The sequence below is a fragment of the Flavobacterium sp. P1_E4 genome (genome assembly GCF_056405915.1).
Genome location: NZ_JBFUBE010000001.1, coordinates 130,896 through 147,950, shown reverse-complemented (window position 1 = coordinate 147,950; position 17,055 = coordinate 130,896). Strand labels below are relative to the sequence as shown.

The 17,055-nt window shown below is 32.5% G+C and carries 8 protein-coding genes; 7 read left to right on the top strand and 1 reads right to left on the bottom strand.

The genetic code is table 11. The annotated features are described in order from the left end of the window. Positions 1-10 precede the first annotated feature (10 nt). From AC1DY0_RS00685 to AC1DY0_RS00665, 5 genes are all read left to right on the top strand, one after another. Positions 11-2,431, top strand: a complete 2,421-nt coding sequence (locus AC1DY0_RS00685) for a YfhO family protein (RefSeq protein ID WP_477186767.1) — start codon at positions 11-13, stop codon at positions 2,429-2,431. A 60-nt stretch (positions 2,432-2,491) separates the two neighbouring features. After that, entirely contained in the window at positions 2,492-3,784 is a 1,293-nt protein-coding gene (locus AC1DY0_RS00680) for a glycosyltransferase family 4 protein (RefSeq protein WP_477186766.1), read from the top strand. A gap of 63 nt (positions 3,785-3,847) precedes the next feature. Continuing rightward, complete coding sequence (locus tag AC1DY0_RS00675) at positions 3,848-5,317, top strand: oligosaccharide flippase family protein (protein ID WP_477186765.1); 1,470 nt, start codon at positions 3,848-3,850, stop codon at positions 5,315-5,317. Positions 5,318-5,463: 146 nt separating this feature from the next. Further along, on the top strand, positions 5,464-7,146 hold the full coding sequence (locus AC1DY0_RS00670; protein WP_477186764.1) for a mechanosensitive ion channel family protein: 1,683 nt from the start codon (positions 5,464-5,466) through the stop codon (positions 7,144-7,146). A gap of 271 nt (positions 7,147-7,417) precedes the next feature. After that, positions 7,418-7,714, top strand: a complete 297-nt coding sequence (locus tag AC1DY0_RS00665) for a hypothetical protein (protein ID WP_326399375.1) — start codon at positions 7,418-7,420, stop codon at positions 7,712-7,714. Positions 7,715-7,942: 228 nt separating this feature from the next. Here AC1DY0_RS00665 and uvrA read toward each other — a convergent pair whose 3' ends face one another. Next, positions 7,943-10,738, bottom strand: coding sequence for an excinuclease ABC subunit UvrA (gene uvrA / locus AC1DY0_RS00660; RefSeq protein ID WP_477186763.1), 2,796 nt, complete (start codon positions 10,736-10,738; stop codon positions 7,943-7,945). A 312-nt stretch (positions 10,739-11,050) separates the two neighbouring features. Between uvrA and AC1DY0_RS00655 the strand changes: the two genes are divergently transcribed. Together AC1DY0_RS00655 and AC1DY0_RS00650 are read left to right on the top strand one after the other, a co-directional pair. Beyond that, positions 11,051-13,735 (top strand): triple tyrosine motif-containing protein, encoded by a 2,685-nt coding sequence (locus tag AC1DY0_RS00655; RefSeq protein ID WP_477186762.1) that lies wholly within the window; start codon positions 11,051-11,053, stop codon positions 13,733-13,735. A 244-nt stretch (positions 13,736-13,979) separates the two neighbouring features. Continuing rightward, the gene (locus AC1DY0_RS00650; RefSeq protein WP_477186761.1) at positions 13,980-17,051 is read left to right on the top strand and encodes a SusC/RagA family TonB-linked outer membrane protein; all 3,072 of its coding nucleotides are present in this window, start codon (positions 13,980-13,982) and stop codon (positions 17,049-17,051) included. The last annotated feature ends 4 nt before the right edge of the window (positions 17,052-17,055 follow it).

The following is a 17,055-nucleotide window of genomic DNA, read 5'->3' as shown; positions in this document are numbered from 1 at the left end:
AACCCTTATAATGAAGCAACTTCAAAAGTTCTTTCCGCACGCATTAGCCATACTTGGTTTTGTTCTCGTTTCTACACTTTATTTCTTTCCTGTTTTGCAAGGAAAACAAATTTTTCAATCGGATATTGCCCAATACACGGGGATGGCCAAAGAACAAAATGATTTTAGAGCGACACATCATGAAGAACCTTATTGGACAAACTCTGCTTTCGGAGGAATGCCTACTTATCAATTAGGAGCTAAATATCCTCACGATTATGTTGGTGCTATCGATGATGTATTGCGGTTTTTACCGCGTCCGGCAGATTATCTATTTCTATATTTTCTTAGTTTTTACGTTTTGATGTTGGTACTGAAAGCAGATCCACTAAAAGCCTTTTTTGGTGCCTTAGCTTTTGGTTTTTCTACCTATTTAATTATTATTCTCGGAGTTGGACATAATGCCAAAGCCCATGCGATTGCTTATATGCCAATGGTTGTGGCCGGTTTTGTAATGGTTTTTCAACGGAAATATGTTTTGGGTGGTTTGCTCACGATGTTTGCAGTTGCTTTGGAGGTTAATGCCAATCACTTTCAAATGACCTTTTATTTATTGATATTATTGTTGATTCTTTCGGGGTATTTTATTTATGAGGGGATTAAATCAAAAGAATATAAATCTTTATTGTATTCACTAGGAATACTTATTGGTGCCGGAATTATTGCCATTGGTGCTAATGCAACTAATTTATTGGCAACAGTAGAATATGCAAATTTTAGTACTCGTGGAAAAAGCGATTTAAGCTTCAATCCCGATGGTTCCAAAAAAGTTACCGATATGGGAATGACTCGTGATTATATTACAGAATATAGTTATGGAATTGCTGAAAGTTTTAATCTTATTGCACCTCGATTGTTTGGAGGTTCCAATAGCGAAAAGGTAGGGACAGACAGCAGTATGTTTGAATTTATGATTTCGCAAGGTGTACCGGAAGCCCAGGCCACCGATTTTGTGACCGCTATGCCGACCTACTGGGGAGATCAGCCTATTGTATCGGCACCTGCATATATAGGTGCAGTGGTTTTCTTTTTGGGAATTTTGGCTTTATTTACTGACGAAAGAAAAATTAAATATGTATTTCTTGGCGGAGCATTCTTGACCTTAATTCTCTCTTGGGGAAAAAATTTCCCAGCTTTGACCGATTTTTGTATCGACCATATTCCTATGTACAATAAGTTTAGAGCGGTATCGTCTATTCAGGTTATCCTAGAATTGTGTTTTCCTGTGTTGGCTATTATGGGCTTGCAGTCCTTTTTTAAATTGGAAAAAGAAAAACAACTAAAACCTTTATTGCAATCGGGAGCCATAGGTTTAGGACTGATTATAGTTTTGTTTTTGTCTAAAAGTTTATTCAGCTTTTCGGGAGCCAGTGACAGTTATTTAATCGAAAGTTATGGTCCGAGTTTTGTTGATGCACTTAAAGCGGATCGTAAATCATTATACAGTGCCGACTTATTGCGTTCGGGATTTTTTATTCTGATTTCGGCTGGAACATTATGGTTGTTTTTCAAAAATAGGATTGCCCAAAACACTGCGATTATTTTAGTTGGTTTATTTATGGTATCCGATTTGTTTTTTGTCGATAAAAATTATGTATCCAACAAAGATTTTATAAGTGCCAGAGAAGTAGAAGTGCCTTTTCAGGAAACACCAACGGATACTGAAATTCTAAAAGATCCAACAAATTATCGTGTGTTTGATATTCAGGGATTGATGCAAGCAAGAACATCTTATTTTCATAAGGCGATAGGAGGGTACAGTGCAGTGAAACCTCAGAGAATGCAACAATTATTTGATTATCAAATTGCCAAAAATAATTTGGAGATATTGAATATGTTGAATGTTAAGTATGTTATTCAAGCAGATAAAGAAGGTAAGGAACGACCAATTATCAATCCAGATGCTAATGGAAATGCTTGGTTTGTAGATCAAGTTAATTTCGTTAAAAATTCAGATGAAGAGATGAAAGCTTTGGATAAATTGAATTCTAAAAAAGTGGCTGTTATCAACGTAAATGAGTTTTCGGATATTAAAAATAAGGCTTTCGCCAAAGACAGTTCGGCAACAATAACCATGGATTCATATTTACCAAATGATTTAAAATACACTTCGAACAATACTAAAGAAGGTTTAGCGGTTTTCTCTGAGATGTATTATGAAAAAGGTTGGAAAGCTTTAATAGATGGTAAAGAGACTTCAATCATGAGGGCTGATTATACTTTGAGAGCGATAATGGTTCCAGCAGGAAAACATACTATAGAGTTCAAATTTGAGCCTCAAGTGGTGAAAACAGGAAGTGCAATTACACTTGTTAGTTGTATTGGAATGTTATTTCTTTTAGTTGGCGGATTGTACTTCGAGAAAAAGAATGGATTTAAGAACTTGAATTAACTTCCTGATTATTGTCGGAATTGATTCTTGATTTAATTATTTAATATAAATCCTATCATTTTGGATACAAAAAAAATTCTCATTATAACTTATTATTGGCCACCTGCAGGAGGACCAGGTGTTCAGCGTTGGCTTAAATTTGTGAAATATTTACCGGATTTTGATATTCAGCCAATTGTTTATATTCCTGAGAATCCAACTTATCCAATAGTTGATACGAATTTAGAAAAAGAAGTTTCGGAGAAAGCAATTATTTTGAAGCATAAAATTTTTGAACCATACCAATTGGCTTCTTTTTTTTCTAAAAATAAAACTAAAAAGATTAGTTCGGGTATTATTCCAAACCAGAAGAAGCAAACTTTTCTTGATAAGACATTATTGTGGATTCGTGGCAACTTATTTATTCCAGATGCTCGGGTTTATTGGGTAAAGCCATCAGTTACTTATTTGGAGAAATACATTGCCGAAAATAATATAGATACCATAATTACTTCTGGGCCGCCACATAGTTTGCATTTGATTGGACTGGTTTTAAAGCAAAAAATGAAAATTACTTGGTTTGCCGATTTTCGAGATCCTTGGACGACTATCGGGTATCATAAATCATTGCGATTATCGACTAGGGCGGCAAGAAAACACAAAGCACTAGAATATAGAGTTTTGAATACGGCTGATGCTATTATTGTCACTAGTAAAACGACGAAAACCGAATTTGAGGCAATAACTAATAAGCCAATTACAGTCATTACCAATGGCTATGATACTGAGCCAGTGGCAAAAAATGTTTTGGATTCCAAATTTAGCTTAGCTCATATAGGTTCTTTTCTTTCCGAAAGAAATCCAATTATACTATGGGAATCTTTAACTGAGCTATTAAAGGAAATTCCAGATTTTAAATCGCATTTGGAACTAAAATTAATTGGAGCTGTTAGTCAAGAAGTATTGGATACTATTTCACAGTTTAATTTGGATCTTTATCTGAATAATCTTGGATATGTCTCCCATACTGAAGCAGTGACACATCAAAGAAATTCTCAAGTTTTGTTACTTATTGAGATAAATTCGGAAGAAACGAAAAGTATTATTCCTGGCAAACTATTCGAATATATGGTTTCCAATAGACCAATTATTGCCATTGGTCCAAAAGATTCTGATTTTGCCGAGATAATTTTAGGAACAAATACAGGGGTGTTTTTTGAGTATACCGAGAAAGAAAAATTAAAAAACACGATCGTTTCTTATTATAATCAGTTTTTGGAGGGAAAATTACAATCCTATGGTGTAGGTTTGCAAAAATATTCCAGAAAGAATTTGACCAAGGAATTGGTGCAATTGATTAATTCAAAGATTTAAGGTGTTCAAACTTTAAACTTTCAAACCTTAAACTTTCAAACCTTAAACTTTAAAATCTTATTAATGGGCATAGTATTAAATCAGTCATTAAAAAATACCATAATAACTTATATCGGTTTTGGAGTTGGAGCAATTAATACTTTGTATTTGTATCCAATTTTTTTGGGTGCCACTTACTATGCTTTAACTAATTATATTCTTTCAGCTGCAAATGTTATTATGCCCTTGTTTGCAATCGGGATGCAAAACACATTGGTGAAATTTTATGCGCAATACCAGACAGAGAAAGAACGTTCCCAGTTTTTGTCTTTCACGGTTTTATTCCCGTTACTGATGTGCATTCCATTAGCGATAATAGGTTTCTTTTTCTTTGACGATATCTTAGCTTTTGTTTCAAAGAAAAATCCTGTCGTTAAAACATTTATTTTATTGATTCCATTCACTGCTTTGTGTATGGCTTATTTTGAGATATTTTATGCGTGGGCAAGAGTTCATATGCATTCTGTTTTTGGAAATTTCATAAAGGAAGTAGGCTTGCGTTTATTTTCATTGATTACTTTAATCGGTGTATATTATAATTGGATAACAGTAGTGCAGTTTGTTTATGTTACAGCAGGTATTTATTTATTAGCCTTGATTGTTACTATGTTTTATGCTTTTTATATAAAAAGACCTGTTTTTCAATTTGTTATACCTGAAAATGTAAAGGATATCTTGGTTTACACTTTTTATATTATTTTGTCGGGTAGTGTAGCCAATTTATTGTTGGATGGCGATAAAATAATGTTGAATCAGTATATGAAGATTGAAAACATTGCTTATTATTCTGTAGCTACTTATATTGCTTTAGTTATTTCAGTTCCAAGTCGTGCTATGCATCAGATAGTGTATCCTATTACTGCAAAATTGATGCACGAGAACAAACACGATGAGTTAAATAATTTGTATAAAAAAACCTCCATTAATTTACAGATTGTTGGTGGCTTTGTGATGCTTTGTATTTTTGTTAATATCAATCAGCTATACGAATTAGTGCCAAAAGATTATAGTGGCGGAATTACTGTAGTATTCATGATTGGTTTATCTAAATATTTTGATTTGATATTGGGAAATAACAATGCAATTATTTTTAATTCAAAATATTATCGAGCAGTATTGTTTTTGGGAGTTGGGTTAGTCGTTTTGACTGTGGTATTAAATATGATTTTTATTCCATTATTTGGAATTATTGGCTCGGCATTTGCTACTTTATTATCAATCACATGTTATAGTTTGGCAAAATTACTTTTTGTTGTGAAACGTATGCATTTGTATCCATTTACTAAACAAACGTTGCATTCTCTTGGAATAACTTTTGTTGTGTTTTTATTGTTTTATTTTTGGAAGTTTCCAATAAATCCACTTATTGCTATTGGATTAAAATCAATCTTGGTAACTATTGTCTATGTATTTATTAATTATAAATTTGTTGTTTCACCTGAGATTAATCAGACTTTAGATAAAGTCCTTTTGAAAATCAAGAGAAATAGATAGTTTCAATTGCAGGATAAATCTATAAGCTTCTCTGTTAGATATATTTAAAATTTTGTCGCTTAGTTTTTTTATATTTGTAAGTATAGTTTCTAATATTGTAATAATACTAGAAACTTTTTTATGAATTAATAGAAAACTTTTTGACTATGATGAATTTTAAAACTACACTGCTGTATTTGTTTTTTGGATGTTCAATATTGATGTTTTCACAACCGAAGGAAAGCAATGCAAACTCAGACAGTAATAAAAATGAAATTCCTGTATCTCATCAAAATGTTATTAGTTTAAAAGGCTTTCCCGTAACTCCTTTTAGAGACACTTTATTTTTTGTCTACAATAAAATTGGGTCGTTTAATGCTGAGAACAGAGCCAATGCCATTACCAGTAGAATAGTATTACTTTATAAAGATCCCTTTTTTAAGAAAGATTCATTGAAGCTTAACAAATCTGACTTTGGAGTTGATATTGTTTATAATAGCGATTTTGTTGTTATGTCGGTTACGGATCTTGATGGAAAAACCATTGGGACCAGTAATTTTGCCTTGGCTCAAAAAAACCTTGCCATTATACAAAAGACGGTACTTTTTCAAAAAAAAAATAATGATGTTGAGAGTTGGCTAAAAAGGATTGGACTCGTATTATTATTGATTAGCTTAATAGTTGTAATTGTATTTGCAATCAATAAACTGTTTAAATGGTTTCGAATTTTTCTAACCAAAAGAAAGGAAAGATATTTTTCAGGATTAAAAGTTAAGGAATCTTATATTTTTTCACCCGAAAGGCATTTGGATTTTGTTTTAAAGATTGTATCACTGGCTCGTATTGTCGTTTTAATTTTTACATTTTATATTTCGTTACCTGCAATTTTCAGTGTTTTTCCAGAAACAGAAGCCTATGCAACTACTCTTTTAAAATGGATTTTTTCTCCAGCCAAAGCGGCATTGATGGGTTTTCTTGATTTCTTGCCCAATTTAATCTCCATTTTGGTAATCGTAATTTTGTTTCAGTATCTATTGAAAGCAATCAAGTTTTTTGTTGATGAGATTCAGAAGGGGCAAATTAAAATTGAAGGTTTTTACAGTGATTGGGCTAAACCTACTTTTAATATCATAAAAGTTTTGATTTATGCTTTTATGTTAGTTATTATCTTTCCTTATTTACCGGGGTCCAACTCACCAATATTTCAAGGTGTTTCTGTATTCGTAGGAGTTTTGTTTTCATTAGGGTCTTCCAATGCGATTGCTAATATGATAGCTGGATTGGTAATAACTTATATGCGCCCTTTTAAAATAGGTGATTTTATAAAAATAGGTGATGTAAGTGGAACTGTTATTGAAAAAACATCTTTGGTGACACGTGTTCGGACTCCAAAACAAGAAGATATTACAATTCCAAATGCTACCGTTTTATCAAGCTCTTCGATTAATTACTCTGCAAATACTAATGAAGATTCCAGCGGATTATTAATTCATACCAAAATTACTATTGGGTACGACACTCCTTGGAATAGTGTGCACAAAGCACTTATTGAGGCTGCTTTAAGAACCGATTTACTTGAAAAGAGTCCAACTCCATTTGTATTACAAACCAGTTTGGACGATTTTTACGTTGCGTATGAAATTAACGCTTACACCAAACACCCCAATCAACAGCCTGCTATTTATTCAAAATTGCATCAAAATATTCAGGACTGTTTTAATGAAGCTGGTCTAGAAATTATGTCACCACATTACAATTCTCATCGTGACGGAAATAAAACAACTATTCCAGATAATTACCTGAATAAGGAATATAAGACTCCTTCATTTAACGTAAAAGTTGATAAATGATTTTTTAGTAATTATAAGCTTGTTAAAATAATGTTTTTTTTAAAATATTTTGTGCGTAAAATATTGTTTATTTTTTGTTAGGATTTAGTTCAACGAGTATTTTTGCACTTTCAAAAATATTCGTTTTGTAACTATCTAATAATTAACGATTTATAAAATATTTTTTTAAATATCACCAAAAGTGGGTATTGTAGAGTTCTTATATGTGGCTTAAATTTGTATTATTCTTAAATATTTGTCTAAATACTTAATTTAAATTAATACACAAAAGATGAAAAATCATTTTATTAATCAAGATAAGTTAAATCTATTTACAAAAATTATTTCGAATAAGATTCAAAATGGATTTGTAGTTGTGGAGCGTAATGACAAATTGCCTTTTACCATTTTATATAAAGAAGGCAAAAAAATAAATCATAGTCTCAATTTTTTAATTTGCTGTGCAACACTAGGAATGTGGTCTTTACCTTGGTTGTATTTAACACAAGTTACTTCCAAGGACAAGAAAGTATTGATAGCAATTGATGAGGAAGGAAAAATTTTTGAAGAAAAGTGCTATTTAGGTTAATCATGTTTTTTTAGAATCTCTAATAGATTAATATGAAGATCTTCGTTTTTAAAATAAAAGTGTTGAATTAGTGAAAAAACTGTAAATCTGTGGCAAAATATTAAGTTGCTTTTAGATTTTGGGTTGATTAAAAATAACTAACACTTCTTCAGGTATAATGCATAAAAAGTCACCACAAATTATTAATTGTGCGTGGCTTTTTTGTTAAATAAAAGTAGGCAGATACTATTATAGTTTTTCTTTTAAATATTTTGCCGTAATTGATTTTTTGTTTTTCACTATCTCTTCAGGAGTACCTACGGCGAGTAATAAGCCTCCATTTTCGCCTCCTTCAGGCCCTAGGTCAATAACCCAATCAGCACATTTTATTAAGTCAAGATTGTGCTCTATTACAAGTATAGAATGCCCTTTTTCTATTAATGCATCAAAAGAAGCCATTAGTTTTTTGATATCATGAAAATGTAATCCTGTTGTAGGTTCATCAAAAACAAAAAGGGCTTTTTCCTTGATGGTTCCTTTAACCAAAAAGGAAGCTAGTTTTATACGTTGAGCTTCCCCGCCAGAAAGTGTTGATGAGGATTGTCCAAGTTGTACATATCCCAAACCTACATCTTGCAGAGGTTGTAATTTTTGAATGATTTTTGTTTGCTTGTTTTTTTCAAAGAAAATGATGGAGTCATCGATGGTCATCGTTAGAATGTCATGAATATTTTTACCATCAAAAGCTACTTCTAAAACTTCTTTTTTGAAACGTTTTCCGTTGCAGGTTTCACAAGGCAATTGAACATCGGCCATGAAAACCATTTCTACATTTATGGATCCTTCACCTTTACAGGTTTCACATCTTCCACCATCGACATTAAATGAGAAATGCTTCGCTTGATAACCTCTTACTTTGGAAAGCTTTTCTTTGGCATACAATTCCCGAATATCATCATAGGCTTTGATGTATGTTACCGGATTAGAACGAGAACTTCTACCAATAGGGTTTTGATCAACGTATTCAATGTGTTTTATTTGTGAAAAAGAACCGGAAAGTTCACTAAATTGACCTGCTTTTTCCCCTGCGTTATCCAGCTTTTTCTGCATGGCAGGGAAAAGAATTTTTTTGACAAGTGTACTTTTTCCGCTACCAGAAACCCCTGTAATCACCGTTAAAACATCAAGAGGGAAAGTAACATCAATATTTTGCAGATTGTTTTCTCTTGCTCCTTTTATTTCAATAAAGTTTTTATAAGGCCTTCTCTTTTTTGGAACTGTGATTTCAAGATCTCCGTTCAAATATTTAGCGGTTAAAGAGCTTGATTTGAGGATTTCGTCATAAGTGCCTTGTGCGACTAGATTTCCTCCCAAGGTTCCTGCTTCTGGGCCAATATCGATAATCATATCGGCAGCTTTCATGATGTCTTCATCATGCTCCACAACGATTACGGTATTACCAAGATCACGTAATGACAATAAAACTTTAATTAAGCGTTCCGTATCTTTAGGATGTAAACCAATACTTGGCTCATCCAGAATGTACATGGAACCAACAAGACTGCTGCCTAATGAAGTCGCCAAATTAATACGTTGGGATTCTCCTCCTGAAAGTGTGGATGAATTTCTGTTTAAAGTCAAATAATTCAAACCAACTTCTGTTAAAAAAGACAACCTATTATTGATTTCAATTAATAATCGTTTGGCAATTTGTTTTTCATATTCGTCCAAATTAATGTTCTTAAAAAAATCAACCAAATGTTTGATTGGTAAATCCACTAAATCGGAAACCGTTTTGCCGTTGATTTTTACATATGAAGCTTCTATTCTCAAACGTTTACCTTTGCAGACATGACATTTGGTTTTACCTCTATAACGAGAAAGCATTACTCTGTTTTGAATTTTATAATTTTTCTCTTCGAGTTCTTTAAAAAAGCCATTTAGTCCTTGGAAATATTTATTTCCAGTCCAAATCAAGTCTTTTTGCTCTTCTGTTAGTTGGAAGAAAGGTTTGTGGATGGGGAAATCAAATTTATAGGCATGGTTTACCAACTCGTCCCGAAACCAGCCCATACTTTCACCTCTCCATGGAAAAATTGCATTCTCAAATATAGAAAGCGAAGTGTTTGGAACGACCAATTCGGCATCAATTCCTATTATGTTTCCGTAGCCCTCACAAACAGGACAAGCTCCATATGGATTGTTGAAACTGAATAAATGAACATTAGGTTCTAAAAAAGCAATACCATCCAATTCAAAATTATTGGAAAATAAAAATCTTTTATCCGAATTTAATTCCTGCAAAAAGCAAATTCCTTTCCCTTCAAAAAAAGCTGTTTGCACGGCATCAGATAGTCGATTGTAAAACTCTTCTTCATCTTTGACCACGATTCTGTCAATTATGAGTAGAATATCTTTATGGTCTAAAGTATGTTGTTCTGCAGTGGTGAAATCATCCAAGCGGACCATTTCATTATTTACCAAAATCCTAGCGAATCCTTGTTGCAATAAGACTTTTAGTTTATCTTCTAATTGTCTTCCTTCTTCAAGATGAATAGGGGCAAGGAGTAGCCATTTGCTGTCCAGTTCAAAGTTTTTAACTTCGGTAACTACATCAGTAACGGTGTTTTTTTTGACTTCTTGCCCTGAAATTGGGGAATATGTTCTTCCAATTCTGGCAAATAATAATTTGATGTAATCGTATATTTCGGTTGAAGTTCCTACGGTTGAACGGGCATTGGTGGTGTTTACCTTTTGTTCTATGGCAATAGCAGGGGCAATTCCTTTGATGTATTCCACTTTTGGTTTGTCCAATCTTCCTAAGAATTGTCTAGCATATGATGATAAACTTTCGACATAACGGCGTTGACCTTCGGCATACAAAGTATCGAAAGCCAAACTGGATTTTCCAGAACCTGAAAGTCCTGTGATTACTACAAGTTTGTTTCTGGGAATAGCGACATCTACATTTTTTAAATTATGTACCTGTGCACCTTTTATGATGATGTTTTTCTTTGGATCGAGTTTGGAAATATCAATTGACATACTAAAAATGAATTTCCACAAAAGTACTCAATTTTGATGTGAGAATGCTCAAAGAATTATAATCAAAAATTGGTTTTTTAGTCTATTTTTGTTTTGTGATTTGTATTTGATAATAATCTAGTTAGTGCCGAATTATTATTTTTTATTATGTATTCTTTTTTATTAGTAGCCTCTAATCTAAATACCACATTTCATTTGAAAACAAAATTTGCTTTCCTGTTATTTTTTATAGTCTCTATAGTTTTTTCTCAAGAGCTTCCCCCAATTATTAAATACCCTCCAAATTTATATAGTGCAGGGAATCAAAATTGGATGATTTCACAATCCCAAAATCAGTATATTTTTTTCGCTAATAACGAGGGTCTTTTGGAATTTAATGGTTCAAATTGGCAATTGTATCCTTCACCAAATGAAACCATTATTCGATCTGTAAAAGTAATTAATGATCGAATTTATACAGGTTGTTATATGGAATTTGGTTTTTGGACACGACAATCCAATGGTCGATTGAAGTACACTTCACTTAGCAAAACCATAAAAAATAAGATTCTTAATGACGAGCAGTTTTGGAATGTTTTAAATTACGACCAATGGGTGATTTTCCAATCCTTGAATCGCATTTATATTTATGATACAAAAACAAATGTATTCAAGATAATTGCTCCTGGTAGTATTATCACTAAATCATATGGTACCAATACATCTATCTATTTTCAAACCATAAACGAAGGATTGTTTGAATTGCAAAGTGGGAAAGCGCATTTGGTTTCAAATAATCCAATTTTGAAAAGCAATAGGATTATAAATGTTTTTGCCATAAATGAAGGACTGCTCATTCAAACTCAATTAAATGGGTTCTATAAGTTAGTTGGTTCAACGGTGTCAAAATTTGTTACTGAAGCTGATTCTCAAATAGAAACGAGTAGTGTCTACAGTAGTTTGATACTTTCGGATGGGAGTTATGCAGTTGGGACGGTTTCTAATGGTGTTTTTATTTTAAACAAAGAGGGTAAATTGAGATACCATATTTCTCAAAGTAAAGGTTTGAGTAATAATACCGCATTATCTTTATTTGAAGATGTGGATAACAATCTTTGGGTTGGGCTCGATAATGGTATCAATTGTATCAATTTGCAGTCTCCAATTAAAAGTTTTACAGATGATACAGGGGTTTTGGGTACTGTATATACTTCTAAATTATATAATGGGAAATTATATGTAGGAACCAATCAGGGATTATTTTACAAAAATTATAATGCCAAAGAGGATTTTAAGTTTATTGCTGGTACCAAAGGACAGGTTTGGTCTTTGTTTGAATATCAAGGCACTTTGTTTTGTGGACACGATTCAGGGACTTTTGTGATAGAAAATGCATTTGCTAAAAGTATTTTTTTACAGTCGGGAACTTGGAAATTTGAAAAAGTTCCTCATCATGAAAATCTTTTACTACAAGGGAATTATTATGGGGTTTCGATACTGGAAAAAGTAAATAATCAGTGGGTCTTTAGAAATAAAATAAAAGGATTTGACTATTCTTCCCGATATTTTGCAATCACGAATGACTTGGAAGTGTATGTTAGTCATGAGAATCAGGGAATTTTCAGATTTCAAGTGGATAGTAAATTGCAAAAAGCTAGCCCGTTTGTTCCTTATTCTTCTCCAAAAAAAGGAAAAAATGCAAGTTTGATACAATTCAATAATGCGATTTATTATGCTTATAAAGAGGGGATTTTTAAGTTAAACCCTCAAACAAAACAATTTGATAAAGATAATTTATTGAGTTCGGTTTTTGAAAAGGACGAATATACTTCTGGAAAATTGATTGTGGATAATTCTAACAAGTTTTGGTTGTTTTCCAAAAATTACATTCATTATTTTTCACTGAGTAAATTGAGCAATCAGCTTAAAAAAAATGTAATTCCAATTCCCGCTTCGTTAACTAATTCGATGTTGGGTTTTGAAAATATTACTCAAATATCAAATTCAGAATATCTCATTGGAACTATGGATGGTTTTTATACGATGAATATAAATGATTTGAGTTTCAAAAGTTATGTGGTTTCAATAACGAATGTTGCTGCCAATAAATTAAATGAAAACATCGTCAATAGTGCTATAAATGAAGAGGGATGCTTTAAATACGATAATAATAACATCACTTTTGCTTATACCGTTCCCGAATATAATAAATACATTAATGCTGAATACCAATATTTATTAGAAGGTTTTCAAGAGAATTGGAGTGATTGGAGTTCCAAGACGACAGTCAGTTTTAAAAATCTACCACCAGGAGATTATACATTCAAAGTAAGAGCCAAATTTGCGAATGCTACACTTCAAAATACCGCTGTTTACAGTTTTACGGTTTTAAAACCTTGGTACAATACGAATTTAGCGGTTTTGATTTATATCATTCTATTTTTGATTTTGGCCCATTTTATAAATAAGGCATATTTGAATTATTATCGCAAGCAAAGAGAAAAGTTGATTGAGGAAAATAATTTATTATTAGAAATTCAAGAGTTGGAAAATGAAAAACAGTTGATGAAATTGAGAAATGAACAACTTTCTCAAGATGTCGATTCCAAAAATAGGGAATTGGCAGTCTCGACGATGAGTTTAAATAGTAAGAACGAGTTACTAGCTTTCATAAAAGAAGATTTGAAAAAGACAACAGAAAGTGGTGCAAGCGATGTCAAATCGGTAATTAGTACAATCAATAAGAATATTACTGAAGAAGATTCCTGGAGTGTATTCAAAGAAGCTTTTGATAATGCAGATAAAGACTTTTTGAAGAGAATAAAACAGGCACATCCTACCTTGACTCCAAACGATTTGCGACTCTGTGCATACCTTAGATTGAATCTTTCGTCAAAAGAAGTGGCTCCTTTATTTAACATCTCGGTAAGAAGTGTAGAAATAAAAAGGTATCGTTTGCGTAAAAAGATGGATTTGTCACATGAGCAAGGTCTTGTCGAGTATATCATGGAGGTATAGGTCGGCCTCCTTTTAAAAAAATCACCTATACATTACCACAACATTAACGTGATAGTTGTGGTTTTTTTATGTCTTGTTGTGAAAATGAGACTGTAGATTTCTCTTTATTCACAAGTATTTTTATGAGATATTCATAATTAAATTCAATTTTTTTTGAATTGTATGTTTTTTGTTGTGGTTGTTTTTAAGGAATCCTTAACGTTTCCTGATAAGTTTGTAACTCACTAACTAAAACTTATAAATTATGAAGTCAAATTATTTATTAATTATCTTTTTGCTTTTTTCAGCCTTTGGTTTTGCCCAAAAGAAGGATGTAGCAGGAATAGTAAAAGAGCGAGGTACTGGTTTACCTTTATCGGGAGTAAATGTCTTAGATAAGAATTCAGGGAATTCGGTTGCAACTGATTTTGATGGTAAATTTTTATTAAAAGGGATTACGCCAGGAGGAACTCTTGTGTTTTCTTATGTAGGATACAAAACGAGAGATTATAAATTAACCACAGATGAATCGAATGTAGTAATCTTATTAGAAGACGAAGCCAAAAATTTGAGTGAGGTAGTTGTCATTGGTTATGGAAGTATTAAAAAGAAGAATGTAACAGGGGCTGTTTCCGTAGTAAGCAGCAAAACATTGGATGCTTTAAAACCAATAAAAATTGAGCAAGCACTCCAAGGTACTGTGGCAGGTGTAAATGTTACTACACAATCGGGATCTCCAGGGGCGGCATTGGATATTCGTATTAGAGGTGTAGGTACAAATGGTCAAAATGGACCAGCTGTTATTATTGACGGTTATATTGGAGATTTGTCTTTGCTTAATCCAAATGATGTTGAGTCTATGACAGTACTTAAAGATGCACAAGCGGCTATTTATGGAACCATCGGAGCCAACGGGATCATACTTGTAACTACAAAAACAGGTAAGAGAAATTCTAAAACTAAATTTTCTTTCAATACCTATACGGGGATCCAGGAAGTATCTAGAAAGTTACCAACTTTGGACGCTACCGAATATGCTTTATTATTAAATGAAAGCTATGCAAATGGTGGTAAACCGCTTCCTTATCCAAATGTTTCCAATTTAGGGAAAGGTACCAATTGGCAAGATGAAGTTTTTTCTGCTGCACCAATTATTAGTCATGACTTGTCTGTTTCGGGTGGATCGGATAAAATATCTTATGCTTTAAGTGCTTCTCATTTAAATCAAGAGGGAATTGTAGGTGGAGATAAATCCGGATTTGAAAGAAATACTGCAAGAATATCTTTGGGAGCAGACCTTACGGATCGTTTGAAATTAAAAACTAATGTAATCTATACTTATATTAATAGAAAATCATTATCCGAAAATGCATTAGGGTCAGTTTTATTTAATGCCTTGAATGCACCTCCAACTATTAAACCTTATGAAGAAAACGGAAATTTTACTTTGTTTCCCAATACAACAGGTTTAGGAAACGAAATAATCAACCCATTAGCTCAGATAGATAATACTTATAATGATTACAATTTGAAAAAAATAAATGGGAATTTAGGTTTGGATTACAAGCTTTTTGAGGGACTTGTACTATCAGGCTCTTTAGGTTTTAATACATCAAATAGTGATGGAAAAACTTTTGCCAAAAAAGTAAGTTATGGAGGAAAAGTTTTTGATGTAAATCGTAGTTCTGTTTCTCAAAATGCAATTAACGATAATGATTATTCATTTGATATTTATGCAACCTATACTAAGAAAATTGCTGAGAAACATAATTTAACAGCAGTTCTTGGAAATACGGTCTTTAAATCTTGGGGAAAAGGGTTATTTGCTACTGGTTATGATGTTCCTAATAATTCTTGGGAGTTTGCGGATATTTCTTTGACAAAAGGAATTTCAAGTACTTTAACGAATGGTGCTTATAATTATGATGAACGCAGACTTTCTTATTTTGGAAGAATACAATATGATTATAACGGTAAGTATTTGTTCTCTGGAATGTTGCGTCGTGATTCTTCCACAAAATTTGGACCAGGTAATAAAGTTGGATATTTCCCTTCTTTTACTGCAGGTTGGGTTGTCTCTGAAGAGGGCTTTTTTGAGAAATCAGACACTTTTAATTTTTTAAAGATTAGAGGAAGTTTTGGAACATTAGGAAATGATCAAATCCCGCCTAATGGATATGTTGGTTCATTATCTGGAGAAGCAACCTATGTTTTTGATAATACTTTGGCAACGGGTATTGCAGGAGGACAAATTCCTAATCCCGATTTGAAATGGGAAGAATCTCAAAAACTTGATGTTGGTTTTGATTTGAAATTATTTGATAATAAAGTTTCTATTGTAACCGATTTTTTTAGCGACACCAGAAAAGATCTTTTGATACCAAATATACCTGTTTCCGGAATATTAGGTGTGGGTGCTCCTGGTGCAAGTGCGCCGACAATTAATGCAGGATCTGTTCGGAATTCAGGAGTTGAATTTGCAATAGATTATAACACTAAATTATCCGAAAATTTCACAATGGCTTTAGCATATAATATAGCTTACATTAAAAATGAAGTATTGGAAGTTAATAATGGAACTGGTTATTATGAGCAAGGTGATTTTGGAGTTGGACAACCTAAAATTGCAAGAATGGAAGAAGGAAAACCAATCGGATATTTTTATGGTTACAAAACGGATGGAATTTTTCAAAACCAAGCCGAAATAGATGCACATCCTTCGCAAAAAGCTTTAGGAGCAAGTTCTGCACCCGGTGATTTACGTTATGTAGATATAAATGGGGATGGGGTTATTGATACTAAAGACAGAACAGATTTGGGGAACCCAATTCCAGATTTAACTATGGGCTTTAATTTACAAATGAATTATAAAAATCTTGATTTTGCAGTCTATACTTATGCTTCTGTAGGTAATGATATGGTTCGTAATTATGAAAGAACATTAACAGATGTAAATCATAATGACTATTATTTAGATCGTTGGACGGGTGCGGGATCTACTAATTCTACTCCTAGAGTAACTACCGATGCAACTTCTAACAATGTTTTTTCTGATCATTTTGTTGAAGATGCTTCTTATTTTAGAATTCAAAACATACAATTGGGGTATTCATTAAGCTCTAAAGTTGTAGAAAAAATAGGGATAACAAAATTTAGAGTATATACAGGTATTAATAATTTATACACTTTTACAAAATACAAAGGTTATGATCCTGGACAGTCTAATGGTCCTTTAAATCAAGACCAAGTTTCTCATTCTCCGATAGGTGCTGGTATTGATTATGGTTTTTATCCAATCCCAAGAACCTATATGCTAGGATTAAACATTAATTTTTAATATT

Excerpts from the sequence above, each read along its gene's own strand:
- AC1DY0_RS00685 (WP_477186767.1), top strand. The coding sequence starts at position 11 with ATGAAGCAACTTCAAAAGTTCTTTCCGCACGCATTAGCCATACTTGGT.
- AC1DY0_RS00675 (WP_477186765.1), top strand. The coding sequence starts at position 3,848 with ATGGGCATAGTATTAAATCAGTCATTAAAAAATACCATAATAACTTAT.
- AC1DY0_RS00670 (WP_477186764.1), top strand. The coding sequence starts at position 5,464 with ATGATGAATTTTAAAACTACACTGCTGTATTTGTTTTTTGGATGTTCA.
- AC1DY0_RS00665 (WP_326399375.1), top strand. The coding sequence starts at position 7,418 with ATGAAAAATCATTTTATTAATCAAGATAAGTTAAATCTATTTACAAAA.
- uvrA (WP_477186763.1), bottom strand. The coding sequence starts at position 10,738 with ATGTCAATTGATATTTCCAAACTCGATCCAAAGAAAAACATCATCATA.
- AC1DY0_RS00655 (WP_477186762.1), top strand. The coding sequence starts at position 11,051 with ATGATTTCACAATCCCAAAATCAGTATATTTTTTTCGCTAATAACGAG.
- AC1DY0_RS00650 (WP_477186761.1), top strand. The coding sequence starts at position 13,980 with ATGAAGTCAAATTATTTATTAATTATCTTTTTGCTTTTTTCAGCCTTT.